The organism is Amantichitinum ursilacus (assembly GCF_001294205.1).
GTDB classification, from domain to species: domain Bacteria; phylum Pseudomonadota; class Gammaproteobacteria; order Burkholderiales; family Chitinibacteraceae; genus Amantichitinum; species Amantichitinum ursilacus.
In genome coordinates this window covers 555066-568633 of the sequence record NZ_LAQT01000001.1, presented here as the reverse complement: position 1 = coordinate 568633, position 13568 = coordinate 555066, and the positions used below count along the sequence as shown (strand labels likewise).

General features: G+C 61.0%; 14 protein-coding genes. 4 read left to right on the top strand and 10 right to left on the bottom strand.

What is annotated here, in order from left to right:
• Positions 1–55: 55 nt before the first annotated feature.
• From WG78_RS02365 to WG78_RS02355, 3 genes are all read right to left on the bottom strand, one after another.
• Entirely contained in the window at positions 56–1333 is a 1278-nt protein-coding gene (locus WG78_RS02365; RefSeq protein WP_053936156.1) for an MFS transporter, read from the bottom strand.
• Between the two features lie 114 nt (positions 1334–1447).
• Positions 1448–2488: a TIGR03790 family protein gene (locus tag WG78_RS02360; RefSeq protein ID WP_083458712.1), complete on the bottom strand. Its 1041-nt coding sequence runs from the start codon at positions 2486–2488 to the stop codon at positions 1448–1450.
• A 44-nt stretch (positions 2489–2532) separates the two neighbouring features.
• Positions 2533–3540 (bottom strand): serine/threonine protein kinase, encoded by a 1008-nt coding sequence (locus tag WG78_RS02355; RefSeq protein WP_053936155.1) that lies wholly within the window; start codon positions 3538–3540, stop codon positions 2533–2535.
• Between the two features lie 125 nt (positions 3541–3665).
• On the opposite strand from WG78_RS02355, the gene WG78_RS02350 reads away from it, so the two are divergent.
• The 3 genes from WG78_RS02350 (at position 3666) to ltaE (ending at position 6715) form a co-directional block, all read left to right on the top strand.
• Positions 3666–4436, top strand: coding sequence for an HAD-IIA family hydrolase (locus tag WG78_RS02350; protein ID WP_053936154.1), 771 nt, complete (start codon positions 3666–3668; stop codon positions 4434–4436).
• Between the two features lie 197 nt (positions 4437–4633).
• On the top strand, positions 4634–5614 hold the full coding sequence (locus tag WG78_RS02345) for a glycosyltransferase family 9 protein (RefSeq protein WP_053936153.1): 981 nt from the start codon (positions 4634–4636) through the stop codon (positions 5612–5614).
• Positions 5615–5680: 66 nt separating this feature from the next.
• Positions 5681–6715 carry a low-specificity L-threonine aldolase gene (gene ltaE, locus WG78_RS02340; protein WP_053936152.1) on the top strand — a complete coding sequence of 345 codons (1035 nt, stop codon included), beginning with the start codon at positions 5681–5683 and terminating at the stop codon, positions 6713–6715.
• Positions 6716–6717: 2 nt separating this feature from the next.
• On the opposite strand, the gene WG78_RS02335 is transcribed toward ltaE, so the two are convergent.
• The 6 genes from WG78_RS02335 to WG78_RS02310 all read right to left on the bottom strand — a co-directional run bounded on the left by WG78_RS02335 (position 6718) and on the right by WG78_RS02310 (position 11933).
• Positions 6718–7185 (bottom strand): Mpo1 family 2-hydroxy fatty acid dioxygenase, encoded by a 468-nt coding sequence (locus WG78_RS02335; RefSeq protein WP_053936151.1) that lies wholly within the window; start codon positions 7183–7185, stop codon positions 6718–6720.
• A 39-nt stretch (positions 7186–7224) separates the two neighbouring features.
• Positions 7225–8151 carry a tetratricopeptide repeat protein gene (locus WG78_RS02330; protein WP_083458711.1) on the bottom strand — a complete coding sequence of 309 codons (927 nt, stop codon included), beginning with the start codon at positions 8149–8151 and terminating at the stop codon, positions 7225–7227.
• A gap of 171 nt (positions 8152–8322) precedes the next feature.
• Positions 8323–8967, bottom strand: a complete 645-nt coding sequence (locus tag WG78_RS02325; RefSeq protein WP_053936149.1) for a PqiC family protein — start codon at positions 8965–8967, stop codon at positions 8323–8325.
• Positions 8964–10661, bottom strand: coding sequence for a PqiB family protein (locus WG78_RS02320; RefSeq protein WP_083458710.1), 1698 nt, complete (start codon positions 10659–10661; stop codon positions 8964–8966). The genes WG78_RS02325 and WG78_RS02320 overlap by 4 nt, the downstream gene beginning before the upstream one ends.
• On the bottom strand, positions 10654–11328 hold the full coding sequence (locus WG78_RS02315; RefSeq protein ID WP_053936148.1) for a paraquat-inducible protein A: 675 nt from the start codon (positions 11326–11328) through the stop codon (positions 10654–10656). The genes WG78_RS02320 and WG78_RS02315 overlap by 8 nt, the downstream gene beginning before the upstream one ends.
• Positions 11325–11933, bottom strand: coding sequence for a paraquat-inducible protein A (locus WG78_RS02310; RefSeq protein ID WP_053936147.1), 609 nt, complete (start codon positions 11931–11933; stop codon positions 11325–11327). The genes WG78_RS02315 and WG78_RS02310 overlap by 4 nt, the downstream gene beginning before the upstream one ends.
• Before the next feature lie 236 nt (positions 11934–12169).
• Between WG78_RS02310 and WG78_RS02305 the strand changes: the two genes are divergently transcribed.
• Positions 12170–12511 carry a hypothetical protein gene (locus WG78_RS02305; RefSeq protein WP_053936146.1) on the top strand — a complete coding sequence of 114 codons (342 nt, stop codon included), beginning with the start codon at positions 12170–12172 and terminating at the stop codon, positions 12509–12511.
• Positions 12512–12530: 19 nt separating this feature from the next.
• On the opposite strand, the gene WG78_RS02300 is transcribed toward WG78_RS02305, so the two are convergent.
• Complete coding sequence (locus WG78_RS02300) at positions 12531–13391, bottom strand: ZIP family metal transporter (protein ID WP_053936145.1); 861 nt, start codon at positions 13389–13391, stop codon at positions 12531–12533.
• Positions 13392–13568: the final 177 nt, after the last annotated feature.

Here is a 13568-nt window from a genome sequence, read left to right as displayed (position 1 = left end):
GGGGACCCGGGCGGCGATCAGCGTAGGGTGCGTTGCCCCAAAGGGGTAACGCACCCTACGCGGTGGCAAGCGCGGGTTGGCGGTAGATGCGCAGCACCACGAGGGCGCTGATGACGCACAAGCCGCCGGAAATCATGGTCGCCAGCGTGTAATTGCCCAGGCTGGAACGCAGCAAGCCCGCGCCGAGCGCCGCAAACGCCGCGCCCAGTTGGTGGCCCGCCACAATCCAGCCAAATACGATCGGGGCTTTCTGGCTGCCGAAGATGTCGGTGGTCAGGCGCACGGTGGGCGGCACGGTAGCAATCCAGTCCAGCCCGTAGAACAGCGCGAACACCGGCAACCCAAAGTATTCGATGCCAAACGCCCACGGCAGAAACATCAGCGCCAGCCCGCGCAAACCGTAATACCAGAACAGCAGCACGCGCGCGTTAAAGCGATCAGACAACCAGCCGGATGCGGTGGTACCCACCAGATCAAGCGCGCCCATGGTGGCCAGAATGCTGGCCCCCTGAACTTCGTTAAGACCGTGGTCACCGCACATGGCGATAAAGTGCGTGCCGATGTAGCCGTTGGTGCTGGCTCCGCAAACAAAGAAACTGAAAAACAGCAGCCAGAAATCGCGCACTTTTGCCGCTTCTTTCAAAGCGTTAAACGCCACCGCAATCGGATTGCCGGCTCGCGTGGCTGGCGCAAGGGGTGCGTCGGCGGCTTCGCCAAATTTGCGCGCGCCGACGTTCTCGGGCTGCTCGGGCAGCAATAGCGCTACCGGAATCAGCACCAGCGTGGCGGCCGCCGCCACAATCAATACCACCGGCCGCCAACCGTGATGTTCCACCACCGCCGCCAATACGGGCAGAAACAGCAACTGGCCCGTAGCCGAACTGGCCGTCAACAAGCCCATTGCCAAGCCACGGCGCGCGGAAAACCAGCGGCTGACCACGGTTGCGCCCAGCGTCATGGCCGTCACGCCGGTACCCAGGCCCACTACCACGCCCCAGATCAGCAGCATCTGCCATTTGGCCGTCATCAAACTCGACAAGCCAATGCTGCCGGCCAGAATCAACAACGCGGTCAGCACGGTGGGGCGGATGCCAAAGCGTTGCATGGCCGCGGCGGCAAACGGGCCGGTAAGCCCGAACAGCGCCAGATTGATCGACAAGGCGGCCGAGATGGTGGCGCGGCTCCAGCCCAGGTCGTGCTCCATCGCCTGCATCATCCCACTGGGCGTGGAGCGCATGCCCGCGGTGACCAGCATTACCAGAAACACCACGGCAATGGCGACCCAGGCGTAATGGACCTTGGGGGGCAGGCGGCGCACCAGCAGCTGTTGCATGTTTAATCTCGCAAAAAGTAGTCGATCGGTCTAGTGCGCGATGATGCCCAGGCAAGTCTGCCGATGACAAGCATTTTATGCGGATGACATTTTTGACTGGCGCACGGCCAGCGCTTATTTAAAGGCGCTTAAACGACGATACGGCGCGGCCAGCGGATCGCCCACAAACAAACCTTGCGCCGGCCACGCCACGCTTTTCCAATAGGCCTCGACCGCCGTGGCGCCCGCCAGGTAATGCAGCAGCAACACTTGCGGGTGCGGAAATTTCTGCGGATGGCTGCACGGTTCGCTGACGGTGCCATAGCTGGCGGTCGCGCCCGCATCCAGCCAGTGCAGGATCGACATCTGGCCGTTGGGTCCGGTAATCACGCCGCCGTACGAAGTGAGATGATCAGCCAGCGCGCCGGGCACAAAGCCTAGCGTATTGATGTCGTCGACGGTGGCGCGGCCGGTCTCGTAAACCACAATGTCTTTCTGATTGCTGATGGATTCGGCCTGCACGCGATGCACCGTCAGCTTGAGTTGCGCGATGTACTGGTCGCGCGGAAACATCGGCGCACGCACACTGCGCGCCTTGTCCGCCGTCTGCACAAACCATGCATTGGCGCGCGGTTGCGTACCCCAGGCGGCCACGCCGCGGTCGATCATGGCGCGCGCATTGGCGACGTTGTCCGCCGCCAGCAACATGCTGGGGCGCAGGCCGACTTCCTGCCACGGCCGCACGCTGGGACTATTGAAATACGCGGAGGGCGGCGTGGGCGCGCAGCTGTTCTGGCACACGCCCGTTGTCAGGCCCAGAGTAAACGCCGAGGTGATGGACTGGCACGACACTTTCCACGGCTGCGTCCACGCCAAGGCCAGCGCCTCAATGTTGTGGCCGAGCCGGTTATTGAGTTGCGTACGCGCTTTCTCAAGTTCGGCCGGCGTGATTTCGGCCTTCACCGGCAGATCAATCTCGATGATGTTTTCCGCCGGCACCTGATGCACTTTGGCGTAATACGCGCCGACTTCTTGTGAGTACGGGTCATTGCGGTTGATGACCACCGCGATGTCGTCCGCGCCCAGGCGATACGGCGGAGGTTCTGCGGCGGCCGGCGCGGGTGCGGCCCAGACGGGCGCGCTGGCAAGCAATAACAAGGCAAATAGTTTAAGCATCGGTCTCTGTCGATGTTAATGAGGCCAGCCGTGGCGGCCGGGCCTTAATAGCCGGGGCGGGCCAGCGGGGGTTCGTCCATTAATGCAATCTGCTCACGCAATTCCAGTACCCGGTCTTGCCAATAACGTTGCGAGTTAAACCACGGGAATGCAGCCGGGAAGGCGGGGTCTTGCCAGCGTTGCGCCAGCCATGCGCTGTAATGAATCAGGCGCAAGGTGCGCAAGGCTTCGACCAGATGTAATTCGCGCGGGTTGAAATCACAGAATGATTCGTAGCCTTCGAGTACGGCGTCCAGTTGCAAGGCCATGTCCTGGCGCTCGCCCGACAGCATCATCCACAAATCCTGAATGGCGGGGCCGCTGCGGCAGTCGTCAAAGTCGACAAAATGCGGGCCATCGGGCGTCCACAAAATGTTGCCAGCGTGGCAATCGCCATGCAGGCGGATGGCGCTGACGTCACCAGCGCGCTCAAAGCAACGCTGCACGCCCTCTAATGCCTGCGCACTAACGCTTTCCCACGCTGCCAACAAATCAGCGGGAATAAAGTTGTTCTGTAACAGCCATTGACGCGGCGCAACGCCAAAGGTCTCCGGATTGATGGCGGGGCGATCCGTAAACGGTTTGAGCTGGCCGATGGCGTGAATGCGGCCCATAAAGCGGCCCAACCATTCCAGTACTTCAAAATCATCCAGCTCGGGCGCGCGGCCACCGCGGCGGGCGAATACGGCAAAGCGATAGCCCGCGTGCTGGTGCAAGGTGCGGCCATCAATAATGGTGGGGGCCACTACCGGGATTTCGGCATCGGCCAGTTCGGCGCTGAAGGCGTGTTCTTCGAGAATGGCGGCGTCGGACCAACGCTGCGGCCGATAGAACTTGGCGACAATCATCGGACCATCGTCGATGCCGATTTGATAAACGCGATTCTCAAAACTGTTGAGCGCGAGCTGACGGCCATCGACGGCCAGACCAATCGATTCGATGGCGTCGAGCACGCAATCGGGGGTCAGGCCGCTGAAGGGCGGAAGGGACGGTGCTGCGGTTTCTGAAGTCATGCCCGCATCATGCCAGTGTGGCGCTAAAGCTGCGAGCCGCTTGCAGTGCGCCACGCTTTCACGTCATGCTGTCTTCAATCCGGGCCTGGCCCGCATCCTGCCTGTATCTCTGAACGGAAAGACCCATGACTAAAAGCATTATTTCAGATATGGACGGCGTGATTTATCGGGGCAAGCAATTGATCCCGGGCGCCACCGAGTTTGTCGACCGCTTGCTGGCGGGCGACGCACCATTTCTGTTTCTGACCAACAACGCTGAACAAACGCCGCTGGACCTGAAACTGAAGCTGGAACATCTGGGCATTAAAGGTCTGACGGAAGACAACTTTATTACCAGCGCCATGGCCACGGCCATGTTCCTGAAAAACCAGAAAGAACGCGCCACGGTGTACGTGGTGGGCGGCGGCGGTCTGATCAACGAACTGTATAACGTCGGCTATTCGATTTCGGAATCCAACCCTGATTATGTGGTGGTGGCCAAAAGCACCAGCTTTACGTTTGAGCAAATGAAAAAAGCCGTGCGCCTGATTGATGGCGGCGCCAAATTCATCGGCACCAACCCCGACATGATCGACCCGGTGGAAGGGGGTAACGAGCCAGCCGCCGGCACCATCCTGGCGGCGATTGCGGCGGCCACCGGCAAGCAGCCGTATATCGTAGGCAAACCCAACGCGCTGATGATGACGCTGGCCACGCGCAAGCTGGGCGTGCACCCGGACAACGCGGTCATGGTGGGCGACCGTATGGACACCGATATTGTGGGCGGCATGGAAGCGGGCATGACCACGGCGCTGGTGCTGTCGGGCGTTAGCACGCGGGAATCGATTGAGCATTTTCCGTACAAACCTGACCACGTGTTCAACAACGTCGGCGAGATCGACCTGAACGCGTTGTAAGCGTGCGACAATCCATGTAACACCCCAGAAGGCCCGCAACAGCTTGAATTTGCGGGCCTTCGGCACGTCTGGCGCAGCGGATGTGTGCATATTTGGCAAGTTGTAAGGCAGATACATAGGTTCTGAGAAAATTGCGCGGCGCAAATGCTAAGATTTGCGGCCTTCGCAACTTTCAATTATCGAAATCCTGCCGCGCAATGAAAATCGCCATCTTCAGCCACACCCACATCGGCACGCTAATCTGCAACTGGCCGCTGTTTGCCGCCGTGCGCAAGCGTTATCCGCAGGCCGAGATTACGGCGTTTCTGGCATGGCGTAACCGCGAGCTGGCGCCGTATCTACTGCATTTATGCGATCACGTGGTGGTGATGCCGGACTTTGTCGGCAAAAAGAAATATCTGGCGGTGCTGCGTTATGGCTGGGGCTATCGCAAGCAGTTTGATCTGGTGGTGTGCGGGCTGGAACCGCGCAAGGTGGACCATATCCTGTTTGGCGTACTGGGCGCGCCCACGATTGCTTATGTGGAAGACAACTGGCACGGCCGCCTGATTAGCCAACCGGTTAAATTTGATATTCCGGCCATGCGGCAGATGCGGCATGCGCAATACATTTTGCGCGTGTTCGAGCCCGATGCCGTGGTCGACCCCAGCCGGTTTCCGCGCTTTGACGATGTGCGTCGCGTATTCCGTATACCGCCCAGCGCGTTGACACGCACGCAACCGCGCCAGCCCGATGAGCCGGTGCGGCTGTTGATTTCTGCCACCAATAATCGCGCCGATGCCCGTATGGATACGGCGCGACTGATCAGCGTGATTGGTGCGCTGGCCGAGCAGATTCCGCTGCAGGTGTTTGTGTGCTGGCTGGGCCAGGACCAGCCCAAGGCGGTGCAACTGGCCGCCGCGATGCCGGTGCCGGCGGAAGTGCTGGATACGCCGTCGCTGGGTGAATTTATGGCGGCGCTGAGCGATATGGATCTGGTGCTGGTGGGCGATGGCGGCATCATGCATATGGCGGCCGCGCTGGATATCCCGCAGGTGGTGGTGTTTGGCAGCACGCTGGTCACCGAATGGGCGCCCATGAGTGAACGCGCCGTGTGCCTGCGTGATGAGCGCGGCGTGAACCACATTGCCGAGAGCGATATCGTGACGGCCTTGCTGCGGCAGTTACACGCGACATAAGCCAGGGCGTTCCACTTCCGGCGTGCGGGCGGGTAAACTGCGCTGCAATTACACGGAGAACCCTTCATGTCCTGGATTGACGTCCGCAGCGATACCGTTACTCATCCCACTCCGGCCATGCGCGCGGTCATGCAAGCCGCTGAAGTGGGCGACGATGTATACGGCGACGACCCCACCACCGCAGAACTTGAACGCGCCTCGGCCGAACGCCTGGGTAAAGAAGCCGCGCTGTTTGTTCCCTCCGGCACCTTTGGTAATCAGCTGGCTTTGTTTACGCACTGCCAACAGGGCGATGAAGTCATCGCCGGCGAAGACAGTCATATCGTCTGGCACGAAGTGGGCGCGGCGGCGGTGATTGCGGGGGTTAATCTGCGCCCGATTCCGGCCCCCAAAGGCGTGCTGAGCCCCGAGGCAATCAAGGCCCGGATTCGGCCGTCGGGCGACATCCATTTGCCGCGCACCGCGCTGATCTGCGTGGAGAACGCGTACTCCAGCGGCCACGTCGTTAGCCTGGATGATATGCGCGCCGTGTGGGAGACCGCGCAAGACGCCGGCTTGCCGGTCCATCTGGATGGCGCACGCGTGTTTAACGCCGCTGCGCATCTGCAAGTGCCCGCGCGCGAAATCGCCCAATACGCCGATAGTGCGATGTTCTGCCTGAGCAAAGGCCTGGCCGCGCCGATTGGTTCGATGCTGGTGGGTAGCCGCGACTTTATCGAAATCGCGCGCAAGAAACGCAAGCTCATGGGCGGCGGTTTGCGCCAGGTGGGTGTGTTGGCAGCGCCGGGTTTGCTGGCCTTGAACGAGATGAGCGCGCGCCTGGTGGATGATCATCTGAATGCGCAGACGCTGGCCCGCCTGGTTGCCGAGATTCCCGGTGTGGTGGTCGACCAGCAAGCGCTGGACATCAATATGGTCTTTCTGCGTTTTAACCGCGCCGTGGACGGTAACGCGCTGGTCGAAGCGATGGCCGAACAGGGCGTGAAAGCCAATCCGCCGGATCAGGGCTTGATGCGCCTGGTAACGCATTGGCAAGTGGGTGCAGAGCAGGTACAAAAGGTGGCGGCCGCATTGCGCAGCGCGCTGGAACAACAGCAATAAACCTATGGCGCGGCGGTTTCTGCCAGCTCTTTGCGATAGAGACCGCTGCGGCGTAGCAACTTGTGCATTAGCCACGCCGGGCCGACCAGCAAATAGGCCAGGTCAGTCAGAAACGACGGTTTACGGCCTTCAATAGCGTGGCCGATAAACTGGCCCACCCAGGCAATAACAAACACCGCCAGCGCGATCACCGCAGCGCGTTGCGTGCCCTGCGCGGTAATCAGCATATGGCTTAGCGCAATATTAGCCAGCAACCACGCCAACATGCTGGCCGCAATGGGCGCGGACAAGGTCCAGTAAAAAGCCACCGCCAATAACAAGGCGGTGGCCAATACACCCACCGGCGCAAGCGTGAGCCAGGTGATGGCGCTCCACAAAATCAACGGCACGCACAGCCAATGCAAGGCCACATTGCGCGGATGCTGGTGCACTGCGCTGTAGCCATCGAACCATTGTTGTTGCGTGCGCATGCCGTGATCTCCGTGCTTGTCGTTAGCCGGGTCAGCGGTTTACCAGTTGTCGTCGCTGCTACCCGAATCAAAACCGCCGCCGCTGTCGCCGCCACCGCTGTCCCAGTCGCTGCCGTTACCAAAGTCGATCTGGTCATTGCGCAGTTGTTGGTCAGCGTCGGCGCCATACGGTGCGCCGTTGTTGTTTTCGGTGATGTAGGTGGTGTTGTTCTCGACGATGCGTTCACCACCGCCGTTATGACGGCTTAGCAGCTCTTCGGCCAACATGCCAGCGGCAAAGCCACCGACACCCGCTGCAATGCCGGTACCGATGCCACTACCGCCGCCTGGATTGCCAACCGGACCAGGGCCGTAACCACCCGCTGGGCCGTAATTGCCGCCGTTGCCATAACTACCCGCCGGGCCGTAGTTGCCTGCCGGGTACACCACGGCCGCCTGGCGACGCCGCCGCACCATCATCCAGATGCCGACGGCCGCAATCACGATCAGGCCGATCGCGGCCCAGCTAAAACCGGTGTTTTCACCACGAGGTTGTTCTGCCTGTTGTTCCCGCGCCTGCTGCATCGGCACTGCGGGCGCATTGACAATGGTGCTCTGCGGCGCGCGCGCACCCGATGTGGTGGACTGCGGCGCCGGGACTTTTTGCGACGAGTTAAGCAGCAGCGCCTCAAAACGACGGAATTTTTGCGGATCCGTAAACGTAATCTTCGGGTCCAGCTGTTTGGCCTGCAGCGCCTGCGCGGTGGCGTCTTCAAATTTGCCGTTGTGCGCCAGGATCTCGGCATAGATGTAATGCGCTTTGGCGCTGCCGGGTTTGGCCTCGACCACTTGCTGCATCATCTGCTGGGCTTCGGTGTAATTGCCTTGCCGCACCGTAGCCTCGACGTCTTTGAGCGTCGGCAATGCCAACGCCAACGCGGCGGTTGTGGTCAGTACCGCAAACAACACACTGTTTATCCAACGCATCGTGTTACCTCCAGGGCGGTTGAGCCCGAATCTGCTTGCTGTGATAACGCCGACCGCGCCATGGCGGCTGACGGCATAGGCACACTGTGAGTGTGCATACACGCCCCTCACGTGGGGGCGTGGCCAGGCGAATCAAGGGCGCACTCGCTTGTGATGTTATGGGCGGTGCGATCAGGGGTTAGCGGCCACGGGCGTGGATGCCGCCAGCGGCGTCGGACTGGTACCTGGCGCAGGCGCGGCGCGGATCGCGGCGGCAATCTGGTCCGCCAGTTGCGCGATGGCCCGATCATGCGCGGCGGCCAAGGCCACGTAATCGGTACCTTGGGTAGGCTCGATGATCAGATTGCGCCCGCTTTGCACCGGCTTGCCCTGGTCGTCCAGCAACTGCCACACGGCCTCTAGCGTGGCGCTAACGCCGGGGCGCGATTCAAACCGTTGCACGCCCACATTGATGGTCAAGGCCGTGCCCGCCGGCGGCACTTGCGGCCACGTGGTGACCACTGCGTTATCCAGCCGCCGTGATAGATCCAATGCCAGTGCGCTGGCGATTTGCGTTTTCAGCGGCGACACCCAGCGCTGGTGCTCCAGCAAGGCGATGGTGTTATCGGGTTGGCTGATGACCAGTTGCAGACGGTCCACCGTGCCCGGCACATTCACCGAACTGATCGCCACCACCGGTTTGCTGGCCAACGTGGGCGCGGCGACACCAGGATCGACCGCGTTCAACGCGTAAAAATGATCCGGCGGGACGGAGCCGCACGCGCTTAACAGTAACAGCGCGGCAACCGCAGAGGCAGAACACAGCGGACGCATCATGGTTGGTCTTCCTTTTTGCCCCGGATCAAGGCTTCGGGGTGGCGACTCAGGTAGTCGGACAAATCGCGGATCGATTGCGCGGCCTTCGAGACTTCCTGCAGCGTGTCTTGCAGGTTTTGCTGCACCGGCGCATCGGGCTGCAGCGTTTTGCGCGCGGCATCAATCGCGGTTTGCGCGTCTTTCAGCGTGGCGCGGGCTTCGGGCGACAACGCCGAAATTTCGCCATCCAGCCGTTTGATCAACACATTGGTGTTGTCCAGCGTGCTGTTGATGTTGTGCAGCGCCTTGTCGGCTTGCTGGCCCATCGATTCCAGCGGCAAGCTATCGAGCTTTTTGGCGATCGAAATCATCGTCTGTTGCAGCTGCGTCAGGCTACCGGCCATGGTCGGCAACGCGGGCATGTCTTGCTTCCAGTCGATTTTGGCTTCCGGCGCGCCCGGGAAGAAATCAAGCGCCACATACAACTGGCCGGTAATCAAGTTGCCGGTCCGCAGTTGCGCGCGCAGACCATGCGCCACCATGGCATCCAGCACTTTCTCCGCGTTGACTTCTTCTTCCGGCTGGGCCCGCTCTTTGATGCGCGAGCGTAAGCGCCCCGGATACAGATCAATCGTCACCGGCATCAGCAGTTCGCGCGTTTTGCGCACCAGCTCGATATTGATGGATTTGACCTCGCCGATGGTAATGCCGCGGAAATCCACCGGCGCACCCACCGCCAGACCGCGCAGCGATTCCTTGAAGTACAGCACGAACGGCGTGCGCTCCCGATCCGGTTCTTTCATCGCGGCGTTGCGATCTGCCGATAGCTTGAACGGACTATCCGCATTGGCGCGCGGCGCGACCGGCTGATCAGGCGGGGCCTGGAAGGCGATGCCACCAATCGCGATCGACGCCAGCGATTGGGTGTCTACTTTAAGGCCGCCCGAATCCATGGTGACGTCGATGCCGCTGGCGTGCCAGAAGCGGGTATTGGACGTCACGTACTGGTCAAACGGCGCATGCACAAACACTTTGACGGTGACGCCCTGGCCATTCTTGTCGAGTGAATACGCGGTCACTTCGCCGACCTGAATGCGGCGGAAGAACAATGGCGAGGCGATATCGAGCGAGCCCATATCGTCGGCATGCAAGATGAATTCGCGGCCAGACTGATTGGCGGTGACCACGGGGGGCGATTCCAGACCGGTAAAGTCGCGCTCATCGCCTGCGGTGCGGGCCGGATCAATGCCGATATACGCGCCGGACAACAAAGTGCCCAGCCCGCTGACCGAGCCCCCGGCGATACGCGGGCGCACCACCCAGAAGCGGGTGTCTTTGCCCAACAGATCATCGGTGTTATGCGACAGCTCCGCCGTTACCTGAATATGTTTACGGTCTTTAGTCAGCGCCACGGCGGTGACATTGCCGATATCCACATCCTTGTATTTGATTTTGGTTTTGTTGGCTTCGAGGCCTTCTGCGCTTTCAAAGGTAATGGTGATGGAGGGGCCATGCTGCATGATGGCGCGCACGGCAATAAAGCCACCGGCCAGTGCCGCCACAATCGGAATCAGCCAGACCAGTGACGGCCAACGGCGCGGCGGTTTGACGCGTGCAACCGGCACATCAGGCGGAATAACCGGGCCTTGCCCGGCCGGGGCAGGCGCGGGTGGAGGCGGAGGCGGGGGTGCGGCAGGTGTTTGGGGATCATTCATCTTGATTATTCTCGGGGTCCCAGATCAAACGTGGATCAAACGTCATGGCGGCAAACATGGTGATAACCACCACGGCACCGAACGCAATCGCGCCCGGGCCAGCGGTGATGGTGGCCAGGGCCCGGAAATGCACCAGCCCCACCATCAACGCAACAACAAAGATATCGAGCATCGACCAACGCCCGACCAGTTCTACCAGCCGATACAGCCTGGCGCGTTCTTGCTGCTTCCAGCGACTGCTGCGCTGCACCGACCAGTTGAGTGTGGTCAGCGCAATCAGCTTGGCCAGCGGCACGGTAATGCTGGCGCAAAACACCAGAATGGCCAGCGGCCACGAGCCGGAGGTCCACAAATAAATAACGCCGCTCATGATGGTGTCGTCCTCGGAATACAGAATCGACGAGGTATGCATCACCGGCAGCAGATTGGCCGGAATATAAAGGATGAACGCCGCTGCCAGCAGCGCCCAGGTGCGGGTAATGCTGTCGGGCTTGCGTGAATGCAGATGCGCGCCGCAGCGCGGACAGCGCTTGGCCTCGTGTGCGGTGGGTCGGCTTAGCAAGCCGCAGGCGTGGCAATTCAATAGCCCGGCGCGTACTGCGGTCAGCGGCGCTTTAGCAGTTGCGCTGTCGGCATCCGAATTGATGTGTGGCTGATCGGCGCTCATTGCATCACCGGCAGCAAACGCCACACGCGGCGTGCATCAAACGCGGCAAACACCGCCGTCATCATGAACATCAGCACGGCAAACGACCACAAGGCGATGCCGGGAATCACCTGCGCCATCGCCGCCAGCTTGGACAGCGACACCAGAATGCCCAGCATGAACACTTCGATCATGCTCCACGGCCGCAGCAACTGTAGCGTGCGCAACAGTTCGGGCACATAGGGTGGCATATGGCGTAATTGCATCGGAATCAATAGATAAAGCAGGATCAGCAATTGCAGGCCCGGCACAATCACGGTGGTGGCCATGACCAGAATGGAAAGTGTCTGGATGCCTTGATTCCACAACGCCAAAGCCGCGCCCACCAGCGTGCACGAGACCTTGGTGCCAGAAATCTCCAGCGACATGATCGGAAAGCAATTGGCCAACAGATAAAGCACCACGGCCGCCAGCGCAAACGCCAGCACCCGTTCGTGGCCATGTTTGATTTCGCGGTACAGCGTGGCGCCGCAACGCGGACAGCAGGCGACCGCACCGGGCCGCAGCGAAGGCGGTTTCAGTAGCAGGTCACAGTCATGGCAGGCGATTAAATGGCTATCGATCATGGCTCAGGGCGCTCAGTTCGGGCGACAGCATGACATAAATATAGCGACAGTCGGGTGGGAATATGGAGCTGGCCGCTGTAAGCGTAGCTCGGATAACGCGATCACTCTTGCGCCTTGCCATCAGCGCGATTGCGGCCGCCAGACGGCGCAGGCGGGGCTGGCAACGGCGCACCGGGGCGATTAAAATCCCGGAAAGTTCTTACGACCCATATTGATAATTACAGGGTTTACGTGCCATGTTAAACGCCACCAGCAGCCCGGCGCTCACTTACACCCCGGCCAGTCTGCAGGCTGAGGCGCTGGCTTATCAGCCGCCGTCCAGCAAGCCTGACACGCCGGCGACGTCACGCTTGCCCCCGGCCACACCCACTGAAGACGCGGCGGCGGATCAGTTTAGCGGCGGGCAGGGCGGCAATCTGCAAGCGGCCATTGCACAACTTAATCAAGGCAGTGGCGGCTGGATCAGCGTCAAGAAAAGCCCCGATCTGACCGTGGCGTTGACGGTTGTGTCCGCCAATGGCCAGGAAACCGGCTTTGATGACTATCAGCGCGGCTCGGTGCTCCACACTTCGGTTTGATTTGAGTCGCTGCGCGCGATTACCACTGCACCGCCACAGCCACCGCAACACCCACTGCAAAATAGGCCAGATCGCGCGGCCGGCCGTGCCGCAGGCGCGGCAAGGCGTCTTTGCCGATCACCCAGAGCATGGCGCCCGCCGCCAACGCAGTCAGCACCGGCAACAGACTCACCGAGACCGAAATTGCCGCAGCACCCAGCAATGCGCCCGCCCATTCGACCAGGCCGCTGACTACGCCGCCCATGGCCGCCCGGGCCGGGCTAACACCAGCACGCCACAACGCGGTCGCAACGGCAAAGCCTTCGGGTACGTCCTGCAAGCCGATGCCCAGCGTCAAGCCCGCGCCATGACTCGCCATCGAAATGCCCGCCGCCAAACCTTCCGGCAGGTTATGCAAGGTAATGGCCAAGGCAAACATCAGCAAACCCAGTTGTTCGCGATTGCCCGAGTTGGTCTGTGCAATTTTCTCGGCGCCAGCCTGCCAACGGCCAAACACCATCGCCCCTAACAGCACGACCGTGCCGATGGCATACGCCGCTTCCTGCGTATTGCCGACGAGCTTGCTCATGCTGTGATACGCATCCGGAATCACCCAGGCCACCGCCACCGTCGCCATCAGGCCGCTGCCGACCAGCATCAATCCATCGGCCAGCCAGCGCGGCAACTTGCGCGCGAAAGCCACCGGCACCGCGCCCACGCTGGTGGCCAGCGCCACACCCGCACCGGCAATCCAGCCTGCGCGCAAGCTGTGAGCCGTGGCGAAATAAAACATGGCAACCACTGCGGCGGCGATGACCGCCAACAGCGAATGCCGGCGCGTCCACGCGGGCGGGGCGGGTTGGGTCAGTTTCTGGCCGAAATCGAGAATGAGCGTGGTCATGGCGCTATGCCTGTGGTCTTTTGAGCGTGACTTGCATTATTGCGAATCATTCTCAACAAGAGAAATTGTATTTGCCGAGCGGTTTGTTAGTTTTTGCCTATTAATTAGTCGATCGCGATCATGCACAAACAAAAACGGCCCGAACCAGAAGTTCGAGCCGTGCTTTTGCCAACCCGC